This window comes from Micromonospora sp. NPDC005194 (assembly GCF_040608335.1).
In the GTDB taxonomy this organism is placed as follows: Bacteria; Actinomycetota; Actinomycetes; order Mycobacteriales; family Micromonosporaceae; genus Micromonospora.
The window spans coordinates 1-21,040 of record NZ_JBEXIA010000056.1 but is presented as its reverse complement, the minus strand read 5'-3'; the positions used below and the strand labels follow the sequence as shown (position 1 = coordinate 21,040).

At 73.3% G+C, this 21,040-nt stretch carries 18 protein-coding genes; 12 read left to right on the top strand and 6 right to left on the bottom strand.

Annotated elements, in window-relative coordinates:
- The first annotated feature begins 34 nt into the window (after positions 1-34).
- Positions 35-1,033 (top strand): aldo/keto reductase family protein, encoded by a 999-nt coding sequence (locus ABZU53_RS29945; protein ID WP_355068915.1) that lies wholly within the window; start codon positions 35-37, stop codon positions 1,031-1,033.
- 58 nt (positions 1,034-1,091) lie between these two features.
- On the opposite strand, the gene ABZU53_RS29940 is transcribed toward ABZU53_RS29945, so the two are convergent.
- On the bottom strand, positions 1,092-1,889 hold the full coding sequence (locus ABZU53_RS29940) for a site-2 protease family protein (RefSeq protein WP_354859758.1): 798 nt from the start codon (positions 1,887-1,889) through the stop codon (positions 1,092-1,094).
- Positions 1,889-2,089 carry a hypothetical protein gene (locus ABZU53_RS29935; RefSeq protein ID WP_030337978.1) on the bottom strand — a complete coding sequence of 67 codons (201 nt, stop codon included), beginning with the start codon at positions 2,087-2,089 and terminating at the stop codon, positions 1,889-1,891. The genes ABZU53_RS29940 and ABZU53_RS29935 overlap by 1 nt, the downstream gene beginning before the upstream one ends.
- A 146-nt stretch (positions 2,090-2,235) precedes the next feature.
- Here ABZU53_RS29935 and ABZU53_RS29930 point away from each other — a divergent pair, with 146 nt between their 5' ends.
- From ABZU53_RS29930 to ABZU53_RS29915, 4 genes are all read left to right on the top strand, one after another.
- On the top strand, positions 2,236-4,038 hold the full coding sequence (locus ABZU53_RS29930; RefSeq protein ID WP_355068913.1) for a protein kinase: 1,803 nt from the start codon (positions 2,236-2,238) through the stop codon (positions 4,036-4,038).
- Positions 4,039-4,279: 241 nt separating this feature from the next.
- On the top strand, positions 4,280-6,244 hold the full coding sequence (locus ABZU53_RS29925) for a bifunctional adenosylcobinamide kinase/adenosylcobinamide-phosphate guanylyltransferase (RefSeq protein ID WP_355068912.1): 1,965 nt from the start codon (positions 4,280-4,282) through the stop codon (positions 6,242-6,244).
- Positions 6,234-7,007, top strand: a complete 774-nt coding sequence (locus tag ABZU53_RS29920; protein WP_355068910.1) for an adenosylcobinamide-GDP ribazoletransferase — start codon at positions 6,234-6,236, stop codon at positions 7,005-7,007. Before ABZU53_RS29925 ends, ABZU53_RS29920 begins: the two co-directional genes overlap by 11 nt.
- Before the next feature lie 66 nt (positions 7,008-7,073).
- Positions 7,074-8,372 (top strand): DUF2314 domain-containing protein, encoded by a 1,299-nt coding sequence (locus ABZU53_RS29915; protein WP_354859749.1) that lies wholly within the window; start codon positions 7,074-7,076, stop codon positions 8,370-8,372.
- Between the two features lie 156 nt (positions 8,373-8,528).
- On the opposite strand, the gene gcvT is transcribed toward ABZU53_RS29915, so the two are convergent.
- Positions 8,529-9,671, bottom strand: coding sequence for a glycine cleavage system aminomethyltransferase GcvT (gene gcvT, locus ABZU53_RS29910; protein ID WP_355068908.1), 1,143 nt, complete (start codon positions 9,669-9,671; stop codon positions 8,529-8,531).
- A gap of 162 nt (positions 9,672-9,833) precedes the next feature.
- Here gcvT and ABZU53_RS29905 point away from each other — a divergent pair, with 162 nt between their 5' ends.
- The gene (locus ABZU53_RS29905; protein WP_355068906.1) at positions 9,834-11,408 is read left to right on the top strand and encodes a leucyl aminopeptidase; all 1,575 of its coding nucleotides are present in this window, start codon (positions 9,834-9,836) and stop codon (positions 11,406-11,408) included.
- A 43-nt stretch (positions 11,409-11,451) separates the two neighbouring features.
- On the opposite strand, the gene ABZU53_RS29900 is transcribed toward ABZU53_RS29905, so the two are convergent.
- Positions 11,452-11,781: a hypothetical protein gene (locus ABZU53_RS29900; protein WP_354859740.1), complete on the bottom strand. Its 330-nt coding sequence runs from the start codon at positions 11,779-11,781 to the stop codon at positions 11,452-11,454.
- 178 nt (positions 11,782-11,959) lie between these two features.
- On the opposite strand from ABZU53_RS29900, the gene lpdA reads away from it, so the two are divergent.
- Positions 11,960-13,351, top strand: coding sequence for a dihydrolipoyl dehydrogenase (gene lpdA, locus ABZU53_RS29895; protein ID WP_355068905.1), 1,392 nt, complete (start codon positions 11,960-11,962; stop codon positions 13,349-13,351).
- A gap of 67 nt (positions 13,352-13,418) precedes the next feature.
- Positions 13,419-15,272 (top strand): 2-oxoglutarate dehydrogenase, E2 component, dihydrolipoamide succinyltransferase, encoded by a 1,854-nt coding sequence (gene sucB / locus ABZU53_RS29890; RefSeq protein WP_355068903.1) that lies wholly within the window; start codon positions 13,419-13,421, stop codon positions 15,270-15,272.
- A 63-nt stretch (positions 15,273-15,335) separates the two neighbouring features.
- On the opposite strand, the gene ABZU53_RS29885 is transcribed toward sucB, so the two are convergent.
- On the bottom strand, positions 15,336-16,271 hold the full coding sequence (locus ABZU53_RS29885; protein ID WP_355068901.1) for an SDR family NAD(P)-dependent oxidoreductase: 936 nt from the start codon (positions 16,269-16,271) through the stop codon (positions 15,336-15,338).
- A gap of 240 nt (positions 16,272-16,511) precedes the next feature.
- On the opposite strand from ABZU53_RS29885, the gene ABZU53_RS29880 reads away from it, so the two are divergent.
- A complete protein-coding gene (locus ABZU53_RS29880; RefSeq protein WP_354859731.1) occupies positions 16,512-17,855 on the top strand; it encodes a low temperature requirement protein A in 1,344 nt (447 codons plus the stop codon).
- Between the two features lie 77 nt (positions 17,856-17,932).
- A complete protein-coding gene (locus tag ABZU53_RS29875; protein ID WP_355068900.1) occupies positions 17,933-18,433 on the top strand; it encodes a hemerythrin domain-containing protein in 501 nt (166 codons plus the stop codon).
- On the opposite strand, the gene ABZU53_RS29870 is transcribed toward ABZU53_RS29875, so the two are convergent.
- Positions 18,375-18,821: a MerR family transcriptional regulator gene (locus tag ABZU53_RS29870; protein ID WP_355068898.1), complete on the bottom strand. Its 447-nt coding sequence runs from the start codon at positions 18,819-18,821 to the stop codon at positions 18,375-18,377. The two genes, ABZU53_RS29875 and ABZU53_RS29870, sit on opposite strands and share 59 nt — an antisense overlap.
- 60 nt (positions 18,822-18,881) lie before the next feature.
- On the opposite strand from ABZU53_RS29870, the gene ABZU53_RS29865 reads away from it, so the two are divergent.
- Together ABZU53_RS29865 and ABZU53_RS29860 are read left to right on the top strand one after the other, a co-directional pair.
- Entirely contained in the window at positions 18,882-19,871 is a 990-nt protein-coding gene (locus tag ABZU53_RS29865; RefSeq protein WP_355068896.1) for an aldo/keto reductase, read from the top strand.
- A gap of 146 nt (positions 19,872-20,017) precedes the next feature.
- Entirely contained in the window at positions 20,018-20,917 is a 900-nt protein-coding gene (locus ABZU53_RS29860; protein WP_355068894.1) for a TIGR01777 family oxidoreductase, read from the top strand.
- The last annotated feature ends 123 nt before the right edge of the window (positions 20,918-21,040 follow it).

The window sequence follows — 21,040 nt, the reverse complement described above, 5'->3', positions numbered from 1 at the left end:
GGCGATCGTGATCCACCGGAGTTATGGTCGGGGCATGGAATTCCGACACCTGGGCCGTTCTGGCCTGATGGTCAGCGAGATCTCGTACGGCAACTGGATCACCCACGGTTCACAGGTCGAGGAGGACGCGGCGAACGCCTGCGTCCGGGCCGCCCTCGACGCGGGGATCACCACCTTCGACACCGCCGACGTGTACGCCGGCACCCGGGCCGAGGACGTGCTCGGCCGGGCGCTGCAGAACGAGCGTCGCGAGGGCCTGGAGGTCTTCACCAAGGTCTACTGGCCGACCGGGCCGGGTCGCAACGACCGCGGCCTGTCCCGCAAGCACATCATGGAGTCGATCAACGGCTCCCTGCGGCGGCTGCGCACCGACTACGTGGACCTCTACCAGGCCCACCGGTACGACCACAGCACGCCGCTGGAGGAGACGATGGAGGCGTTCGCCGACGTCGTGCACTCCGGCAAGGCGCACTACATCGGCGTCTCCGAGTGGACCGCCGAGCAGCTGCGGGCCGCCCACCCGCTCGCCCGGGAGCTGCACGTCCCGCTGGTCTCCAACCAACCCCAGTACTCGATGCTGTGGCGGGTCATCGAGACCGAGGTCGTGCCGGCCAGCGAGGAGCTGGGCATCGGCCAGATCGTCTGGTCGCCGATGGCCCAGGGCGTGCTCTCCGGCAAGTACCTGCCGGGGCAGCCGCCGCCGGCCGGTTCCCGTGCCACCGACGAGAAGTCGGGCGCGAACTTCATCTCCCGGTTCATGAACGACGACGTCCTGACCCGGGTGCAGCAGCTCAAGCCGCTCGCCGAGCAGGCCGGGCTGAGCATGGCCCAGCTGGCCGTGGCGTGGGTCCTGCAGAACCCGAACGTCTCGTCGGCGATCATCGGCGCGTCCCGCCCCGAGCAGGTGCACGACAACGTGAAGGCGGCCGGGGTGAAGCTCGACGCCGAGCTGCTCAAGGCCATCGACGAGATCGTCGAGCCGGTCACCGAGCGGGACCCGGCCAAGACCGAGTCTCCCGCCGAGCGGCCCTGACGCGGGTCCGGTCCGGTCGGCGCACCCGCGCCGGCCGGACCGGACAACTCAGCTCGACTCAGCTCCGCCAGAACCGGATCAGGTCCAGGCCGGCGGCGTACAGCCACGACGGCAGGCCGAGCAGGTCACCCACGGCGAAGACCGCGTCGAAGAACCAGCCGCCGATGCGCGGGTTCCACAGCAGCGCGAAGAGCAGAAGAAAGCCGTACGGGGCGAACAGGTCGTACATCCTGCGCCACTGCGGATTGAGCCACGGCTGGATCATGTTGCCGCCGTCCAGGCCGGGCACCGGCAGCAGGTTGAGCACGCTCGCGGTGAGCTGGAGGAACGCCAGCAGCGCCACCCCGGCCCAGAACTCCACCGGGCCACCCGAGGACGTGCCGAGTCGCACCGCCAGCACGAGCAGCAACGTGAACAGCACGTTGGTCGCCGGGCCGGCGAGGCTGACCAGGGTGTGCCGCAGTCGCCCCCCGATGGCATGCCGGTCCACCCACACCGCGCCGCCGGGCAGGCCGATGCCGCCGAGCAGCACCACCACCACCGGCAGCACGATCGACAGCAGGGGGTGGGTGTACTTGAACGGGTTGAGCGTCAGGTAACCGCGGTGGGCGATGTCCCGGTCGCCCGCGCGGTAGGCCACCACGGCGTGGGCGTACTCGTGCAGGCAGAGCGACACCAGCCAGCCGGACACCACGAACACGAACACGTCGAAGCGGACGCTGCCGTAGCCGTTCCAGGCCAGCACCCCGCTGACCGCGAAGAGCGCGACCAGGCCGAGGAAGACCGGGCTGGGCCGGAACGCCGCCTTGGGCACGCCGAGCACCAGCCCGTCGGCGCCCGGCCGGTCGTAGGCCATCACTCGGCCGTGGGCAGCAGGCTCATCCGGTACTCCACCCGGTCGTCCTCGACGAGCGCGACCGAGGTGACGCCGGACGCCGCGAGCTCACGCCAGGTCTGACCGATCCAGGATTCGGCGTCGGCCTGGCTGCCGAACGACTCCGCCGGGCCCTCCACCGTCTGACCGTCCGTGCCCTCGTACCGCCAGCTCCACGCCATGCCGCGTCTCCCCTCGCCGCTGAAGTCCCCGTGGGACGAACCCCCGCCAGCGTAGTCGGCCCGGCGCGCAACGGCCGCTCGCTCGCCCCCCGCGGCAACCCACGGGTTGATCAACCCCCGTCGGTGCGGGCCGATACGGTGGCTCGGTGCTGACACGGGGAGTGCTGCTCGGCGACCGGTACCGGCTGGGCGAGCGGGTGGCGACGGGCGGGATGGGCGCGGTCTGGCGGGGCACCGACGTGCTGTTGGAGCGCGAGGTGGCGGTGAAGGTACTGCTGCCGTCGCTGGTCGCCGATCCGGAGTTCACCGCCCGCTTCCGCGCCGAGGCGCGGATGCTCGCGGCGTTGCGGCACCCCGGCGTGGTCGCGGTGCACGACGTCGGGCAGGCCGCGCTCGCCGACGGCAGCCGGGTCGACTACCTGGTGATGGAGTACGTCGAGGGCGAGCCGTTGTCGGTCCGGGTACGCACGGCGGGTCGACTGGACGCGGCCACCACCATGTCGGTGCTGGCGCAGGCCGCCGACGCCCTGCACACCGCCCATCTCGCCGGCATCGTGCACCGGGACGTGAAGCCCGGCAACCTGCTGGTCAAGGCGGACGGTCGGGTGGTGCTCGTCGACTTCGGCATCGCCCGGTCCCGCAGCATGGCCGGGCTGACCGCCGCGAACATGGTGCTCGGCACCGCCGCGTACATGTCTCCCGAGCAGGCCACCGGCCAGCCGGTCGCCGCCGCCACGGACATCTACGCCCTCGGGGCGGTGGCGTACTTCTGCCTGGCCGGGCAGCCACCGTTCGACGGCGACAACCCGCTCGCGGTGGCGTTGCGGCACGCCCAGGACGAGCCGGCCCCGCTACCGCCGGACACGCCGCCCGCGGTGACGGCGGTGGTCGCGCGGGCGATGGCCAAGCGGCCCGCGGACCGGTACGCCAGCGCCGCTGAGCTGGCCGCTGCCGCCGCTGATGCCCGCGACGCGACCCTGGCCAGCATCCCGCCCTCCGCCCGCCCTCCGTGGGCGGTGGCCGCACCCGCCCCGCCCGTGGTGGGCGCCACCGCCCCGCCGCCCGTCGCGCCGCCGGTTCCGCCCGTTTCGAGTCCCACGCCGCCCGTGCCGACCCGCGCGCCGACGCCGCCGGTCCCGACCACGGATCCGGCCCTGCCACCGGCCTTCCGGGCCGGGATGGTCCAGATCCGGCCAACCGAGACCGGGCCGACCCGCGAGGATCCGTTGCCGACGTCGTCAAGCCGGCGACGCCTGCCGCTGCTGGTCGGGGTGGGCGCGATCATTCTGATCGCGCTCGTCGGCGGAGCCGTGGCGGCGCTGCGGCCGGACGCCGGGCCGGGCAGGACGACCGATCCGGCGGCGCTGACGGGCGAGTCGACGTCGGGCACCGGCGTCGCGCTGCCGACCGCGGACACCACCACCCCGGGACCCCGGGCCAGTGGCACGCCGAGCGCCGACCGGACCGCGACCGCCACACCGACCGGCGGCGACCGATCGGGTACGCCCGCCAGCGGCAGCCCGGTCACCCGCAGCGCGGCGCCGGGGACCACGCCGACCGGGGCGGCCAGCGGCAGACCGACGTCCAGTGGCAGCCCGGCGGGCCGGCCCAACCCGTACACGGCGGCGCAGGCGTGCGGCAGCGGCTATCAGGTGATCGACTCGGCGACGCTGACCGACGGTGGCGGCCGTCGTCAGGGTCGCGTCTACCTGCTTTACCACTCGGGCAACGGCAACAACTGCGTGGTCACCCTCAAGGACACCGCGGTCGGGGCCAGGACGGCGGCGTCGGCGTACCTGGAGGTGCAGGGACGGGCCCGCAGCACCGACAGCGGCTCGTTCGACTACTACGCGGGCCCGGTGCGGGCCTCCGCCGCTGGCGCGTGCGTGAAGTGGGGCGGCGCCACCGGCGGGGTCAGCTACGGCAGCGGGTTCGAACACTGCGGCTGACCACCCACGACGCTGCGCCACGCTCCTCGCCCCCGGACACCGGGGCGGGCTAGATCTTGGACACTTTCCGTTCCGAGCTGACGGAAACTGTCCAAGATTGCCGGCGCTCGGGGCGGGTCGCTGCGGACGGCGCAGGAGGGAAGCGGACGCTTGCCTGCAATGGACGCGGAACGGACTTTCGATCGTCGGCAGGGCTGGGGCGACGTGCCCAGACCCGGGGCATGAGAACTAAGGTACGGACATGTCCGTTGACGGGTGGAACACGGTCCTGGTGCTCGGCGGTATCCGGTCCGGCAAGTCCGAGTTCGCCGAGTCCCTGGTCGCCGACGCGCCGGTTGTTCGCTACATCGCCACCGCGCCGGAGGGCGACCCGGAGGACACCGAGTGGGCGACCCGGCTGGCGACGCACCGCGCCCGCCGACCGGGCAGCTGGACCACCGAGGAGACCGCCGGAGAGCCGCGTCGGCTGGCGGACGTGCTCGAATCCGCCGAGCCCAACGAGACGCTTCTCGTGGACGACCTGGGCGGCTGGGTGACCGTGCTGCTCGACCCGGAGTACCAGCCCGCCGACGACGTGGCGACGATCGCCGAGCTGGCCGAGGCGATCCGCACCTGCGCGGCGCGGGTGGTGCTGGTGAGCCCCGAGGTGGGGCTGTCGCTGGTGCCGACCACCCCGCTGGGCCGGGCGTTCACCGACGCGCTCGGCGCGGCCAACCGCGCGGTCGCCGATGCCTGCGACGCAGTGGTGCTGGTGGTCGCGGGCCAACCGGCCTGGCTGAAGCCGGCACCCACCACCGCTGCTGCCGCCGCCGCGACCGTGAGCGCGTCGGCGAGCCCCGTGTCGCCGGCCGCGAGCCAGAGCGGCGCACACCAGGCCGGCACGAGCCTGCTCGACGCCGAGCCCACCCCCGAGGTCCAGCTGCCCGACGTGCTGACCCACACCCCGCCGGCCGCCCCGAACCAGGAGCCCGGCAACCCCTGGGCCGCGCCGACCATGGCGCTGCCGATGGTGGCCACCGGGCTGGTCATCCAGCCCGGCATGGAGCTCCCCATGCCCGACGACTACGCCGGTCCGCAGGCGGTGGACCGGCTGGCCACGTTGGACGTACCCGGTGCCGGGCTGGGCGTGCTGGACCGGGTGGTCGGCTTCGCCGCCGCCACCCAGGGCACGTCGACGCCGGCCGCCTGGGGTTCGGTGCGGGTGCTGCTGCTCAACGGCGACCACGCCGGTGGCGCGTCGGCCGGCACCGTCGCGGGCGAGTCGGCGCGTCGGGCCGCACAGGCCCGCGCCGGGCGGGGTGCGCTGGCCCGGCTGGCCGCCGAGAGCGGCGCGAGCCTGCAGGTGGTGGACACCCCCGCCTCCGCGCCGATGGAGACCCAGCCGGCGCTCACCGGCGAGCAGGTCGAGTCGGCGCTGCGCTACGGCTGGCGGCTGGCCGAGCAGGCCGCCGACGCGGGCGTACAACTGCTGGTCCTGGGGGCGTGCGGCGCCGGCACCGAGGCGGCCGCGGCGGCGGTGCTGGCGGCCACGGCCGGCGCGGAACCACCGGCCGTGCTGGGCCGGGTGATCACCGATTCCGGTGAGATCGACGACGCGGCCTGGATGGTCCGCTGCGCGGCGGTGCGCGACGCGCTGCACCGCACCCGCCGCTCGCCGCGCGGCGCGAAGGACGTGCTGTCCGAGCTGGGCGGCGGCGATGTGGCGGTGGCCACCGGCGTGCTGCTGGGCGCCACCGCCCGCCGGGTGCCGGTGCTGCTGGACGGGCCGGTCGGGCTGGCCGCCGGGATGGTCAGCCGTGACCTGGCCGGGCAGGCGCGGCACTGGTGCCTGCTGGCCGACCACGGCCAGCACCCCGCGGTGCGGCTGGCCGCCGACGTGCTCGGCCTCACGCCCCTGCTCGACCTGCGGCTGGACCTCGGCGAGGGCGCCAACGCCCTGGTCGCGCTGCCGCTGCTGCGCTCGGTGCTGGCACTGGCCGCCGCGCTGCCGGTGCACCCGTCGCTGGCGGGCGACGCCGACGCGGACCGGGCCGACGAGCCGCAGACCGACCCGGAGCCCGACGACGCCGAGCCCGACGACGCCGAGCCGGCGTACACCGGGCCCGACTACACCGACCCGGAGTTCGTCGAGCCGGAGCCGGCCGGGCCGGGCCCCACCCGCACAGGGGCGGACGAGCAGCCGGCGTCGGGCTGGCGTGCCGGCTGAGTCGCGGCTCGTCGCGGGCGCCCGGCTGGCGGTCACCACCTTCAGCACGTTGCCGGTACGCGCCGGCCGGATCGACCGCCCGGTGGCGGGCACCGCGATGGCGCTCGCCCCGGCCGTCGGCGCGCTGCTCGGCGTGCTGCTGGGCGGCGTCCTGCTGCTGACCGGCCTGCTCGCTCCCCCGCTGGTGGCCGCCGGCGTGACGGTGGGCGCCGCCGCCCTGCTCACCCGAGGGCTGCACCTGGACGGGCTGGCCGACACGGTGGACGCGCTCGGGTCGTACCGGCGGGGGGCTGCCGCCCTGGAGATCATGAAGAAGCCGGACGTCGGACCGTTCGGCGTGGTCGCGCTGGTGGTCGTACTCCTGGTGCAGGCCGCGGCGCTCGCCGACCTGGCCGGCCGGTCCTGGCCGGCGTGTCTCGCGGCGGTGGTGGCGGCCACCGCGGCCGGGCGGCTGGGTGTGACGGTGGCGTGCCGACGGGGCGTGCCCGCGGCCCGGCCGGACGGGCTGGGGGCCCTGGTGGCGGGAACCGTCGGCCCGGTGGCAGTGAGCGTCGGCGCGGTCGCCGTCGTGCTGCTGGCGGTGCCCGCGGTGCCGGGCCGCCCGTGGCAGGGGCCGCTCGCCGTCGTCGCCGCGCTCGCCGTCGCGGTCGCGCTGCTGGCCCACGTGGTACGCCGGCTCGGCGGGATCACCGGCGACGTGCTCGGCGCGACCGTCGAGGTGGTCACCACGCTGGTCTACCTCGGTGTGGTGCTGTCCGCCTGAAGCCGGCGCGGCCGGCCGGGTAGCGTTCGGCTCGACAGCACCGGCACGGCCACCGGGGGAACCCACATGCTCATCACGGACGACTTCCTGCCCGTACCGGTGCCGGAGTCGCTCAGCGCGACCTACCTGGTGCCGATGGCGGGGCTGCCGAAGGTCAGCGCGAAGACGGCGGTGGCGGCGCTGACCGGCCGACTGGCCGAGCCGGTGCACGGGCTCGCCCGCCAGATGCTGGACAGCCCGCTGATGAGCGTGGACACCCGGCCGATCGCCGAGTTCCCCGCGCTCCCGCCGGATCTGCTCACCGCGTTCGGCGCCACCGAGGCGCAGTTGGCCCGGCTGGCCGCGGCGACACACCTGGTCGTGGTCCAGGCGGAGTACCGGCCGGGCTGGCCGCCCGCGCACGAGTGGGCGGCCCGGGCGGTGGCGGCGGCGGTGGCGGAGTCCGTCGACGGCGACGTGGTGGACGTCTTCGGCCTCCAGTTCCTCGACCCGGCGACCGCGCTGCGCTCACTCCCCGACGAGCAGGGCCGGATCCGGCTGATCGACTGGGTGCTGGTGCCGTACTCCTCGGACACCGAGGGGCTGTGGTTCACCACGAAGGGGCTGCGGCGCTTCGGTCTGCTGGAGTTGCAGACCCAGGGGGTGCCCGACCATCTGACCCGCGCCTGGGGTGCGGTGATGACCGGGGCGGCCCGGCGGCTGCTGCGGGACTGGACCGACGGGCTCACCGGCGAGGAGGTGCCCGCGTTCGTGCAGCTGCCGGTGCTGGCCACGGTGACCGGGCACGACATCGCGGTGGCGTACGGCAACCCGGAGCAGCATGGCGCGACGGCCCCGGTGCTGCTGCGCCTGGAGCTGGACCCGGCGACCGACCCGGAGGCCGACTCGTTCCTGAGCCTGCGTCCGCCGGCCGGGCATCCCGGCCCGGACGGGCGCTACTACGCAGCCGCCTGCGCGACGTTGTTCTCCGGCATCCAGCCGGACGTGCGCTACGCGCGTTCCGGTGACGCGATGAGCAGCGCGGTCGCCACCGCCCGGGCCGCCCTGGGCGACGCGCGGGCCCGCTTCGTCGCCGGCCAGCTACCGGCCGAGTCGCAGCTGGTCGTCAAGTACGGCCTGCCGGGCGACGACGGCCCGGAGTACGTCTGGGCGGGCGTCACCTCGTGGGAGACCCCGGAGCGGATCGTCGGCGTCAGCGCCAGCGACGCCAACACCGACGAGAGCGTACGCATCGGCGCCCCTGTGGTGGTGGAGGCGACCGACGTCGTCGACTGGGCGGTCCTGAACGCGACCGGAGTCATCGAAGGCGGCTGGACCCAGGCAGTCCTGGACTCCGGCGAACCCCCCACCACCCCAACCCCCTAACCCCACCCCCTCCGGCTCCCCCACCCCCTCCGGCTCCCGCCCCATCCGCGTTGATCATGAAGTTATTGCCACCGGCATCGGCGTGTCGTGGCAATAACTTCATGATCAACCAGGTCGGGGCCCGGGGCGGCGGGGTGGGGAGGGGGTGGGGTGGGGTTAGTGGGTTGAGGGGGTTACGAAGGGGGGTTTCTGGAGGCGCAGGGGGGCTTGGCGGCCTCGGATGTCGACCTGCACCTCGTCGCCGTCGGCCAGGTTGGCGTCCGTGTCCAGCAGGGCCAGGGCGATGCCCTGCTTGCGGGTCGGGCTGAAGGTGCCGCTGGTCACCGTGCCGACCTGCTTGTCGCCCACGTGCAGGGTCATGCCGGGGCGCGGGATGGCGCGGTCGACGGCCACCAGGCCGCGGAGCGTACGTCGGGGGCCGGCGGCCTTCTCGGCGAGCAGCGCGTCGCGACCCCAGAAGGCCGGCTTGTCCCACCCGACCGCCCAGCCCGAGCGGGCCTGCACCGGGGTGATGTCCAGCGAGAGGTCCTGCCCGTGCAGCGGGTAGCCCATCTCGGTGCGCAGCGTGTCCCGGGCGGCCAGCCCGCAGGCGCGCAGCTCGAACGCCTTGCCGGCGGCGAACAGCGCGTCCCACACGGTCACCGCGTGCTCCGCCGGCACGACCAGCTCGTAGCCCAGCTCGCCGGTGTAGCCGGTACGGCAGACGGTCAGTTCCACCTCGGCGAGGCTGTCGGTAAAGCTGGCGGCGTCGAAGCTCATGTAGCCGTGCTCGGTGGGCAGGTCGAGAGCGGCGAGCAGCTCGCCCGAGCGGGGGCCCTGCACGGCCAGCACCGCGTACGCCTCGTGCTCGTCGGTGATGGTGATCCGCTCCGGGGCGGCGGCGCGCAGCCGGCGCACCACCTCGGCGGTGTTCGCGGCGTTCGGGATGAGGAAGACGTGGTCCTCGGCGTACAGGTAGGCGATGATGTCGTCCACCACGCCGCCGGTGGCGTCGTCGCAGCACAGCGTGTACTGCGCTCGGCCGGGCCCGATGCGGCGCAGGTCGTTGCTCAGGCAGGAGTTGACGAAGTCGGCCGCGCCGGGGCCGGTCACCCGGGCCTTGCCCAGGTGCGACACGTCGAAGACCCCCACCGCCGTACGCACCGCGGCGTGCTCCTTGAGCACCCCGCCGCCGGCGTACTCCAGCGGCATCTCCCAGCCCCCGAAGGGGGCGAACTTGGCGCCGGCGGCGGTGTGCCGCTCGTGCAGCGGGGAACGACGCAGCCGGGTCGCGGCGGCGTCGGAGGTCACGTCGGTCATGGGTGGCAACTTACCGGGGGTAACGCCGCTGGTTAGCATCGGCGGGACCCCGTTGGTGTGATCGACGGGACAGCCCTGACGTCCGGCGGGTAGGTTCCGCCGGAGACCTTCACCGCTGGTACGCGACGCCGCGACCGGCCCGGCCCGCCCGGAGTAGCTTCAGTGACATCACCCCGCACCACCAACCTGAGCCTGGTCGACACCGACCCGGCCGAGCTCGCCGTCGACGCGATCGTGATCGGCGTGCACAGCCAGACCGGAGAGCAGGGCGCCACCAGCGGCCTCGCCGGCAACCTGCTGCTCGCCAGCGGCGCGGAGAGCATCGCCGTCGCCTTCGACGGCAAGCTGACCGAGACCCTCGCGCTGCTCGGCGCGACCGGTGGGGCGGGTGAGGTCATCAAGCTGGCCACGCTGGGCACCGTCACCGCCCCGCTGGTCGTCGCGGTCGGGCTCGGCCCGGAGCCGACGGGCGCCGCCCCGGCGCCGGAGACGCTGCGCCGCGCCGCCGGCGCGGCGGTCCGGGCCCTGGCGGGTGCGCCGAAGGTGGCGCTGAGCATGCCGCTGCCCGACGACGCGGACGCGCCGGCCGCGCTGCGCGCGGTCGCCGAGGGCGCGCTGCTCGGCGGGTACCGGTTCGCCGGCTACAAGACCCGTCCGCAGCCGACCCGGCGGGAGCCGGTGGCCGAGGTGCTGATCGCCGTTCCGGACGCCGCTGAGCCGGCCGCCCAGGCGGAGATCACCCGGGCGCAGGCAGTCGCCGGCGCGGTCCGGCTCAGCCGGGACTGGGTGAACACCGCCCCGAACGAGCTGCGGCCCCCGTCGTTCGCCGACGCCGTGGCCGCCGCCGCCCGCGACGCGGGCCTCGGCGTCGAGGTGCTGGACGAGGCGGCGCTGGCCGCGGGCGGGTACGGCGGCATCATCGCGGTCGGGCAGGGCTCGGAGGCCCCGCCGCGACTGGTGAAGCTCACCTACACCCCGCAGGACGGCGGCAACGGCAAGCGGGTCGCGCTGGTCGGCAAGGGCATCACCTTCGACACCGGTGGCATCTCGATCAAGCCGGCGCAGGGCATGTGGGAGATGAAGTCCGACATGGCGGGCGCCGCCGCGGTGGGCGCGGCCATGCTGGCGATCGCGGCGCTGAAGCCGGCGGTGGCGGTCAGCGCGTACCTGCCGATGGCCGAGAACATGCCGTCGGGCACCAGCTACCGGCCGGGCGACGTGATCAGCATGTTCAGCGGCAAGAAGGTGGAGGTGCTCAACACCGACGCCGAGGGCCGCATGGTCCTGGCCGACGCCATCGCCCGCGCGTGCGCCGACGGCACCGACTACCTGTTCGAGACCTCCACCCTGACCGGCGGTCAGGTGATCGCGCTGGGCAAGCGGGTGGCCGGCGTGATGGGCACCCCCGAACTGTGCGAGCGGGTCCGGACGGTCGGCGACGCGGTCGGCGAGCCGGCCTGGCCGATGCCGCTGCCGGACGACGTGCGCAAGGGCATGGACTCCGACGTGGCGGACATCTCGCAGGTCAACGCCGGGATGGACCGGGCCGGGCACATGCTGCAGGGCGGCGTGTTCCTGCGCGAGTTCGTGGCCGACGACGTGGCGTGGGCGCACATCGACATCGCCGGGCCGGGCTACCACTCGGGCGAGCCGACCGGCTACTGGACCAAGGGCGGCACCGGCGTGCCGGTCCGCACTCTGGTGCAGCTGGTCGAGGACGTCGCCGCCAACGGCTGACGGACGTAAAGCCGAGGGGCCCCTTGCGGGGCCCCTCGGCATTTCAGTACTGGTCGGGTCGGCGCTTGCGGCGCTCGTTGAAGTCGCGCATCCGCTGCGGGTAGCCCATCAGCCGGACGTCGTACACCGGGATGCCCATCCGGTACGCGAAGCGCCGCGCGCCGTCCGGGCCGTCGATGCGGCGGCGCGTCCACTCCCCGTCGTCGGCGATCAGGATGACTGTGGTCTGGGTGACAGTCGTCCGGGGCTCGATGAACGCCTCGACGCCGCGCCGGCTGCGGATGAAGTTCGCGAGATGGTCCAGATCGCCGGGATCGGCCGCGCGGTCGTGGCTCAGCACACGCGCCTGCTTCCGGCGCCGGAACAACCCCACCGAACCGCTCCCCCACGTCATGTCATCGACAACGGTGCCAAGGGTACGTGTCGATGACGTGTCGTTGGGCACCTCACTACGCACCCTGTGCCCGGTGGTGACAAGATGACCGAGGTGGGGTGTGTCCGTGTTACCCCTCCGTGACCCCCGATGCAGTGACGCGACCTGGGAGTTGGACGTGAGCGAGCCGAACGAAGCGACCTTCGACATCGTCATCCTCGGAGGTGGCAGCGGCGGCTACGCGGCGGCGCTGCGCGCCGCCCAGCTGGACCTGTCCGTCGCGCTGATCGAGAAGGGCAAGCTCGGCGGGACCTGCCTGCACAACGGCTGCATCCCGACCAAGGCGCTGCTGCACGCGGCGGAGATCGCCGACCAGACCCGCGAGTCGGAGCAGTTCGGTGTGAAGGCCGAGCTGGTCGGCGTCGACATGGCCGGCGTCAACTCGTACAAGGACGGCGTGATCTCCCGGCTGTACAAGGGTCTGCAGGGCCTGGTGGGCGGTTCGAAGAACATCACCTTCGTGGCCGGCGCCGGCAAGCTGGTCGGCAAGAACGTGGTCGAGGTGGACGGCAAGCGCTACACCGGCCGCAACATCGTCCTGGCCTCCGGCTCGTACGCCAAGAGCCTGCCCGGCCTGGAGGTCGACGGCGAGCGGATCATCACGAGCGACCACGCGCTGACCCTGGACCGGGTCCCCTCGTCGGTGATCGTCCTCGGCGGCGGTGTGATCGGCGTCGAGTTCGCCAGTGTGTGGAAGTCCTTCGGCGCGGACGTGACGATCGTCGAGGCGCTGCCTCGGCTGGTGGCCGCCGAGGACGAGGAGTCGTCCAAGGCTTTGGAGCGGGCGTTCCGCAAGCGGAAGATCAACTTCAAGGTCGGCAAGCCGTTCGAGAAGGTCGAGAAGACCGAGAACGGCGTCAAGCTGACCATCTCCGGCGGCGAGACCGTTGAGGCGGAGCTGCTGCTGGTCGCCGTCGGTCGCGGCCCGAACACCGCCAACCTCGGGTACGAGGAGCAGGGCGTCACGATGGACCGCGGCTACGTGCTGACCGACGAGCGGCTGCGCACCAGCGTGCCGAACGTCTACGCCGTCGGCGACATCGTGCCGGGCCTCCAGCTCGCGCACCGGGGCTTCCAGCAGGGCATCTTCGTCGCCGAGGAGATCGCCGGGCAGACCCCGGCCGTCATCGACGAGGTCGGCATCCCGCGGGTCACCTACTGCGACCCGGAGCTGGCGTCGGTGGGCCTGACCGAGGCGAAGGCCAAGGAGCAGTACGGGGCCGACAAAGTCAAGGCGTACAACTACTCGCTCGGCGGCAACGGCAAGAGCCAGATCCTCAAGACCACCGGCTTCGTGAAGCTGGTCCGGGTCGAGGACGGCCCGGTCGTCGGCGTCCACATGGTCGGCGCGCGGGTGGGTGAGCTGATCGGTGAGGCCCAGCTCATCTACAACTGGGAGGCCTACCCGGCCGAGGTCGCCCAGCTCGTGCACGCCCACCCGACCCAGAACGAGGCCCTGGGCGAGGCGCACCTGGCTCTCGCCGGCAAGCCGCTGCACTCGCACGCCTGATCACCCAAACCGCGGCGTCCGGCGACGGGCGAAGATCCCCCAAGGGGAATGAAGGAGTCTGGAGAACATGCCGGTATCGGTCACCATGCCCCGGCTCGGCGAGAGCGTCACCGAGGGCACCGTCACGCGCTGGCTCAAGCAGGAGGGCGACACGGTCGAGGTCGACGAGCCCCTGCTCGAGGTCTCGACCGACAAGGTCGACACCGAGATCCCGTCGCCCGCGGCGGGCGTGCTGAGCCGGATCGTGGTCGGCGAGGACGAGACCGCCGAGGTCGGTAGCGAGCTGGCCGTCATCGCCGGTGAGGGCGAGTCGACCGGTGGCGGCGAGGCCGCCGGTCAGGAGCAGGCCCCGGCCGAGTCGGCGGAGCCGGCCGCCGAGCCGACGGCCGCCGCCGAGGGCACCGCCGACGAGGTGGCGCAGGACCAGACCCCGGCCGAGACGCCCGCTCCGGCCGCCGCGTCGTCGGGCGAGGGCACCGCGGTGAAGATGCCGGCCCTGGGTGAGAGCGTCACCGAGGGTACGGTCACCCGCTGGCTCAAGCAGGTCGGCGACACCATCGAGGTGGACGAGCCGCTGCTGGAGGTTTCCACCGACAAGGTGGACACGGAGATCCCGTCGCCGGTCGCCGGCACGGTGCTGGAGATCAAGGTCGCCGAGGACGAGACCGCCGACGTCGGCGCCGACCTGGCGATCATCGGCGTCGCCGGTGGGGCCCCCGCTCAGGCCAAGCCCGAGCCGAAGCCCGAGCCGAAGGCGGAGGCCGCGCCGGCGCCGAAGGCCGAGCCGAAGGCCGAGCCGAAGCCGGAGCCGAAGGTCGAGGAGCCCACCCCGGGCATGTCGTACAACGAGCCGGCCGCCGAGGCGGAGACCTCGGCGCAGCCGGCGCAGGCCGAGCAGGCGGCTCAGCCGTCCGGGCCGACCGCCGCGCCGCAGCGCCCGTCCGCCCCGGCACCGGGTGGCGGCGAGGAGGCCGCCGGGTACGTCACCCCGCTGGTCCGCAAGCTGGCCAGCGAGCACGGCGTCGACCTGGGCTCGCTCAACGGCACCGGCGTGGGTGGCCGGATCCGCAAGCAGGACGTCCTCGACGCGGCCGAGAAGGCGAAGGCCGCCAAGGCCGCACCGGCTCCGGCGGCACAGCCGGCCGCCACCGCGCCGGCCGCGACCAAGCCGGCCGCGAAGCCGCAGCCGAGCGGCAAGCGGGGCACCACGGAGAAACTCCCCCGGATCCGCAAGGCCATCGCCAAGCGGTTGCACGAGTCGCTGCACGAGATGGCGCAGCTCACCACTGTGGTCGAGGTGGACGTCACCCGGATCGCCAAGCTGCGGGCACAGGCGAAGGACTCCTTCGTGCAGCGGCACGGCGTGAAGCTGTCCTTCCTGCCGTTCTTCGCCCTCGCCGCCGTCGAGGCGCTCCAGACGTACCCGATCGTCAACGCCCGGATGGACCTTGAGGCTGGCACGATCACCTACCCGGAGGCGGAGCACCTCGGCATCGCGGTGGACACCGAGCGGGGCCTGCTGACGCCGGTCATCCACAACGCCGGCGACCTCAACCTGGGCGGCATCGCCAAGCGGGTCGCGGACCTGGCCGAGCGGACCCGGACCAACAAGGTCAGCCCGGACGAGCTGGCCGGGGCGACCTTCACGCTGACCAACACGGGCAGCCGGGGCGCGCTCTTCGACACCCCGATCGTGCCGTCGCCGCAGTCGGCGATGCTCGGCACGGGTGCCGTGGTCAAGCGGCCGGTCGTGGTCAACGACCCGGAGCTGGGCGAGGTCGTCGCGGTCCGGTCGATGGTCTACCTGGCCATGTCCTACGACCACCGGCTGATCGACGGCGCCGACGCGGCGCGCTTCCTGACCGCGGTCAAGGAGCGGCTGGAGGCCGGCAACTTCGAGTCGGAGCTGGGCCTGGCCTGATCCCACGCCAACGCCGAAAGGGCGCCCCGGTCGACGAACGGGGCGCCCTTTCGTTCGCGTCGCTCAACCCTTGAGCAGCGCGGTCGAGACCTCCCAGAGCCGCTCGGCGGCCTCCGGGTCCAGCGCGTACTCCGCGACGCCCGTGCGCCCGCCGGGCCGGGCGGGGGCGGCCTGCTGGCAGTCCTCGAAGTAGCGCCCACCCACGCCGTCGAGCAGTGGCGACGCGGCCACCAGCACCGACGTGGCGGCACCCTGTTCGACGGTCTTCCACGCCGCCGCGTTGCCCGCGCGCAACCGGTTCAGCTCCTCCTCGCTGACGTAACGCTGGAGGTTCGTGCGGATCGCGCCGGGCATCAGCGAGTTGGTGAAGATGCCGTCGTCGGCCCAGCGGCGGGTCGCCTCCACGGCGAAGAGCACGTTCGCCGTCTTCGACTGCCCGTACGCCTGCCACGGCTCGTACTCGCGGCGGTCGTACTGGATGTCGTCGAAGACCACCGGCGAGCGCAGGTGGGCGGCGGAGCTGACCGAGACGATCCGGGCCCCGTCGGCGGCGGCGAGCGCCGGGCGCAGCCCGGTGGCGAGCGCGAAGTGCCCGAGGTGGTTGGTGGCGAACTGCATCTCCCAGCCCTGCGGGGTGCGGCTCAGGGGCGCGGCCATGATGCCGGCGTTGTTGACCAGGATGTGCAGCGGGCCGTCCCAGTTGGCCACGAAGTCGGCGATCGAATCCTGGTCGGCGAGGTCGAGCGGGGCGATCTGGACGCGGTCGTTGCCGGTGGCGCCGGTGATGTCGTCGGCGGCCTTCTGGCCGGCGTCGGGGTTGCGGACGGCCAGGGTGACCTCCGCGCCGGCGCTGGCCAGGGCACGGGCGGTCTCCACGCCGATGCCGGACGATCCGCCGGTGACGACCGCCCGCCGGCCGACGAGGTCCACGCCCCGGATCACGTCCATGGCCGTGGAGTCATGGGCGAACGACGTGGTGATCGGGTTGCTCGTCGTCATGATCCATCCTTGTCCCGGGTGGGGCGGGCCGGTCGGCCCGCCGGTAACCAGCCCCCGCCCGGTGCGGGCGGACGCGCTGCGCAACCGCGAACGGCTGCCTCAGGCCGCGGTCCAGGCGTCTTCCCGTCCCGGACCGGAGGTAACCGGCTGCTCGACCTGCTGATGGACGGTCTGCGGTCCCGCGACGCGGGCTGACCCGTTCCGTCCTCCGAGCAGGCCGGACGCTGCCAGAGTGGGACCGTGGGCGGCTACCGGCGGGGTGGACAACTGGGACCAGCCGTCCCGATCGCCCCCGGCGCCCGGGTGGACAAGTTCGAGGTCTTCTTCGACCTGGTCTTCGTCTTCTCGTTCTTCATCATCACCCGGGCCACCGCCGCGAACGTCTCCGGCCGGCAGCTGCTGCACGCCAGCCTGGTGCTCGCCGTGCTCTGGTGGTGCTGGGTGGTGCACAGCCTGGTCGCCACCCGCGTCCGCCTCGGCGAGGGCTACGTCCCGGTGCTGATGGTCATCGCGATGGCCGCCCTGTTCTCGTTCGCGCTCGCGCTGCCGCAGGCGTTCAGCGACCCGAAGGCGGGCGCCGCCGGCCCGATGCTGGTGGCCATCAGCTACGTCGTGGTCCGCGGCATCCACTGGATCCTGTATCAGCACGTGGTGCGCGACACCCCGCAGGAGCGCCGGCAGCTTCGCCGGTTCGCGCCGGAGTTGGCGGCGAGCATCGTCCTGCTGCTGGCCGCCGCGCTCCTCCCGCCCCTGATCGGCGACCCCAGCCGGGCCGCGCTGGTCCGCGACGGCCTGTGGATCACCGTGGTGGTGGTCCAGTTCGCCACCGGCTTCATTGTCGGCACCTGGGGCTGGGGGGTGACCAGCGCCGAACACTGGACCGAACGCTACGACCTCATCCTGATCATCGCGCTGGGCGAGTCGGTGATCTCCGTGGGCGTGGGCGGCAACCTGCTCGGCCAACCGGTCACCTGGCCTGCGGTGGCGGCCGCCGCGCTCGGCATCGTGCTCACCGCCGCGCTGTGGTGGGCGCACTTCGACTTCGTCGGGCCGGCCGCCCGGATCGCCCTGCACGCGGCGGAGGGCGGCCCGCGCGTGGCGATGGCCCGCGACGCGTACGCGTACCTGTACCTACCGATGATCGCCGCCGTGATCCTCTTCTCCATCGGCAGCGAGGAGATCCTGCACCAGGTCACCGACCCGGCCGGCGGGCCCGCCCAACGGATCGAGGGACCCGCCGTACCCATGCTCTTCGGTGGGTTGATCTTCTATTTCGCCGTCAACATGCTGTTCCAGCTCCGCACCCTGCACACCGCCACGTGGACCCGCGTCGGCGTGATCGTGGTGCTGACGGTCGCCCTGCCGGTCGGCCAGCACCTGCCGGCCCTGGGCGCGCTCGCTCTCGCCACCGTGATCTGCGTCGGACTGGTGGCCGTGGAGGTGCTGGTGATGTCGGGCTCCCGGCACGCGCTGCGGGCCGCCGTGTTCGAGGAACGGACGACGCACGAGGCCAACGAGGCCGCCTGGCGGGCTCGCTGGCACGACCCCCCGGAGCCCGACGAGCCAGGCACACCGGAACGCTAGACTGCGGTCAGCGTCGCGGTGCACCCGGCACGAAGGCCGCCGTGGGCATGGAGGCGTGGGGACAGCATGGGACGAACGTGCACCCGACCAGTTCACCCGCCGACCGGCTCGCCGCCGTCGGCAATCAGATGATCGAGATCCACCTCTGGCTCGGCGTGGAGCTGGCCCGCCTGCGGGCCGACCTCGGCGACTCCCCCACCGGCGACGCCCGCCCGTCGCGGGACCTGCGGGCCCACTGTCTGACCTTCTGCGCCGCGCTCGGCCGCCACCACACCGGTGAGGACGCCGGGGCGTTCCGGGTCCTGGCCGACGAGGTTCCCGAGCTGCGCCCGGTCCTGGCCAACCTGATCGCCGACCACGAGGTGGTGGCGGGGATCCTCGGGCGGATCGAGCAGGTGCTGGGCGACGACCGGCCGCTGCCGACCGCCCAGGTACGCGCCGAGCTGGACGGGCTGGCCGCGCTGCTGGAGTCGCACTTCCGGTACGAGGAGAAGCGGTTCGTCACCGCGCTCAACGCGCTCACCGGCCGGCCCGGGACGACCGAGGACCTCCTCGGCCTGACCCCGCCGGCCGCGTGACGGCCTGGTCCTCGCCGGATGCGCCCGGGCCGGGCAGGCGCTCGTAGAAGCGGATCTTCTCCCGGAGGTGGTCGTACTGGCGCTGGAGCAGGCGCATCTGCTCCTCGACCTGCGCCGCGTGTCGTTGCAGCAGCTCGCGCCGCTCGTCGACGGTGTGCTCACCCTCGCGGGCCAGGGCCGCGTACCGGCACATCTGGGCTATCGGCATCCCGGTGTCGCGCAGGCAGCGGAACAGCACCAGCCAGCTCAGGTCGTCGTCGGTGAAGACGCGCCGGCCGCCCGCCGTGCGACCCACGTCGGCCAGCAGGCCGATCTTCTCGTAGTACCGCAGCGTGTCCAGGCTGAAGCCGCTGCGCCGGGCGGCCTCCGCGGGGGCGTAACCGGTCATGTCTCGGCATGGTAGCCACCCCTTGACCTGGAGCGCACTCCAGGTTGGAGGCTGGTCCGCATGACGACGACACGAACGCTGGGACGCAGCGGCATCGAGGTGAGCGCGATCGGGATGGGGTGCTGGGCGATCGGCGGCCCGCTCTGGGGTGACGCCGGCCAGCCGTTCGGTTGGGGAGAGGTGGACGACGACGAGTCGATCCGTACCATCCACCGCGCTCTCGATCTCGGGGTGACCCTGTTCGACACGGCCAGCAACTACGGCGCCGGGCACAGCGAGCGCGTCCTCGGTCGGGCCCTGGCGGGTCGCCGGGCCGAGGCGGTGATCGCCACCAAGTTCGGCAACGTCAGCGACGAGGCCACCCGGCGGGCGCTCGGCACCGACGCCAGCCCGGCGTTCGCCGTGCGCAGCCTGGAGGACTCGCTGCGGCGGCTCGGCACCGACCATGTGGACCTCTACCAACTGCACATCAACGAGCTGCCGGTGCCCGCCGCGCTCGACCTGGTCGGCACCCTGGAGGACCTGGTCGACCAGGGCAAGATCCGGGCGTACGGCTGGAGCACCGACAACCCGGCCTCGGCGGAGGCGTTCGCGGCGGCCGGGGCGCGCTGCGTCGCCATTCAGCACGACGAGTCGGTGCTGAGCGACAACGCGGCGGTCCTCGCCGTCTGTGACCGCCACGACCTGGCCAGCCTCAACCGGGGGCCGCTGGCGATGGGCCTGCTCACGGGGTCGACCCGGGCGCTCGGCGCGGACGACGTGCGCGGTCGCGCGCCCGAGTGGTTGCAGTGGTTCACCGACGGCCGGCCCACGCCACGGTGGGCGGCACGGGTCGAGCAGGTCCGCGCGGCGCTCACCGCGGACGGGCGGACCCTCGCGCAGGGCGCGCTCGGCTGGCTACTGGCCCGCAGCCCGCGCACGGTGCCGATCCCCGGCCTCCGCACGGTGGCCCAGGCCGACGAAAACCTGGCGACCCTGACCCTGGGCCCGCTCCCCCCGGAGGCGTACGCCGAGGTGGAAGGCCTCCTCAAAGACCTCCGCCACGGGTGACCCGCTCCCCCACTCCTCGTCGATCTTGCACTTTCGGTGGCGACGAATCGGGCCTCGCCCGACATAACGACGACACCAAGTGCAAGATCGGCGAGGAGTGGGGCCAGGGCGCATCCGGGGGTGACGTTTTCGACGAAGATAAGGGCATGCGGATCCTTCTGGCCGGCGCGTCCGGCTTTCTCGGCACCCGGCTGGGCGACCGGCTCGCCGCCGACGGGCACGAGGTCACCCGGCTGGTGCGCCGACCGGCGCGCGACCCGCGGGAGCGGCAGTGGGACCCGGCGGCCGGCCATCTCGACCCGGCAGCGGTCGCCGGGGCCGACGCCGTCATCAACCTGGCCGGCGCGGGCGTCGGCGACAAGCGCTGGAACGACGACTACCGGCGGCTCATCCGCACCAGCCGGGTGGACAGCAGCAGCACGCTCGCGACGACGATCGCCGGGCTGCCGGCCGCCGACCGCCCCCGAGCTCTGCTCAACTCGTCGGCCGTCGGCTGGTACGGCAACACGGGTGACCGGGTGGTCGAGGAGGACGCGCCCGCCGGCGAGGGTTTCCTGGCCGACGTCTGCCGGGTGTGGGAGGCCGCGACCCGTCCGGCCGAGGACGCCGGCGTACGCGTGGTGCGGCTGCGTACCGGCCTGCCCCTGCACCGCGACGGCGGGCTGCTCAAGCCGCAGTTGCTGCCGTTCAAGCTGGGCATCGCCGGGCGACTGGGCAGTGGCCGGCAGTGGCTGCCGTGGATCTCGATGGCCGACTGGCTGGACGCGACACTCTTCCTGCTGGCCCACGACGAGATCGCCGGCCCGGTCAACGTGGTGGGGCCGCATCCGGTGACCAACGCCGAGTTCACCCGGGAGCTGGCCCGGCAGCTGCACCGGCCGGCGATCATCCCGATCCCCGCCCTGGCCCTGAAGGTGGCGCTCGGCGGCTTCGCCCACGAGGCCCTGACCAGCACGAGAGTCCACCCCGCCGTCCTGACAAAGGCCGCCTACCCCTACCACCACCCCACCCTCCCGCAAGCTCTCCAGGCGGCCCTCACCGCATAGACCCGCGTTGATCATGAAGTTATTGCCACTCGCCTCGGCGTGTCGTGGCAATAACTTCATGATCAACACGGGGGGGGGGTGGGTCACCAGCCCTTTAACCAGTAGTTTGGGGGGGTGTTCTTT

What these genes read in the sequence shown, in the direction of transcription:
- ABZU53_RS29945 (WP_355068915.1), top strand. Translation starts at nt 35, where the DNA reads ATGGAATTCCGACACCTGGGCCGTTCTGGCCTGATGGTCAGCGAGATC.
- ABZU53_RS29940 (WP_354859758.1), bottom strand. Translation starts at nt 1,889, where the DNA reads ATGGCCTACGACCGGCCGGGCGCCGACGGGCTGGTGCTCGGCGTGCCC.
- ABZU53_RS29935 (WP_030337978.1), bottom strand. Translation starts at nt 2,089, where the DNA reads ATGGCGTGGAGCTGGCGGTACGAGGGCACGGACGGTCAGACGGTGGAG.
- ABZU53_RS29925 (WP_355068912.1), top strand. Translation starts at nt 4,280, where the DNA reads ATGTCCGTTGACGGGTGGAACACGGTCCTGGTGCTCGGCGGTATCCGG.
- ABZU53_RS29915 (WP_354859749.1), top strand. Translation starts at nt 7,074, where the DNA reads ATGCTCATCACGGACGACTTCCTGCCCGTACCGGTGCCGGAGTCGCTC.
- gcvT (WP_355068908.1), bottom strand. Translation starts at nt 9,671, where the DNA reads ATGACCGACGTGACCTCCGACGCCGCCGCGACCCGGCTGCGTCGTTCC.
- sucB (WP_355068903.1), top strand. Translation starts at nt 13,419, where the DNA reads ATGCCGGTATCGGTCACCATGCCCCGGCTCGGCGAGAGCGTCACCGAG.
- ABZU53_RS29885 (WP_355068901.1), bottom strand. Translation starts at nt 16,271, where the DNA reads ATGACGACGAGCAACCCGATCACCACGTCGTTCGCCCATGACTCCACG.
- ABZU53_RS29870 (WP_355068898.1), bottom strand. Translation starts at nt 18,821, where the DNA reads ATGACCGGTTACGCCCCCGCGGAGGCCGCCCGGCGCAGCGGCTTCAGC.
- ABZU53_RS29865 (WP_355068896.1), top strand. Translation starts at nt 18,882, where the DNA reads ATGACGACGACACGAACGCTGGGACGCAGCGGCATCGAGGTGAGCGCG.
- ABZU53_RS29860 (WP_355068894.1), top strand. Translation starts at nt 20,018, where the DNA reads ATGCGGATCCTTCTGGCCGGCGCGTCCGGCTTTCTCGGCACCCGGCTG.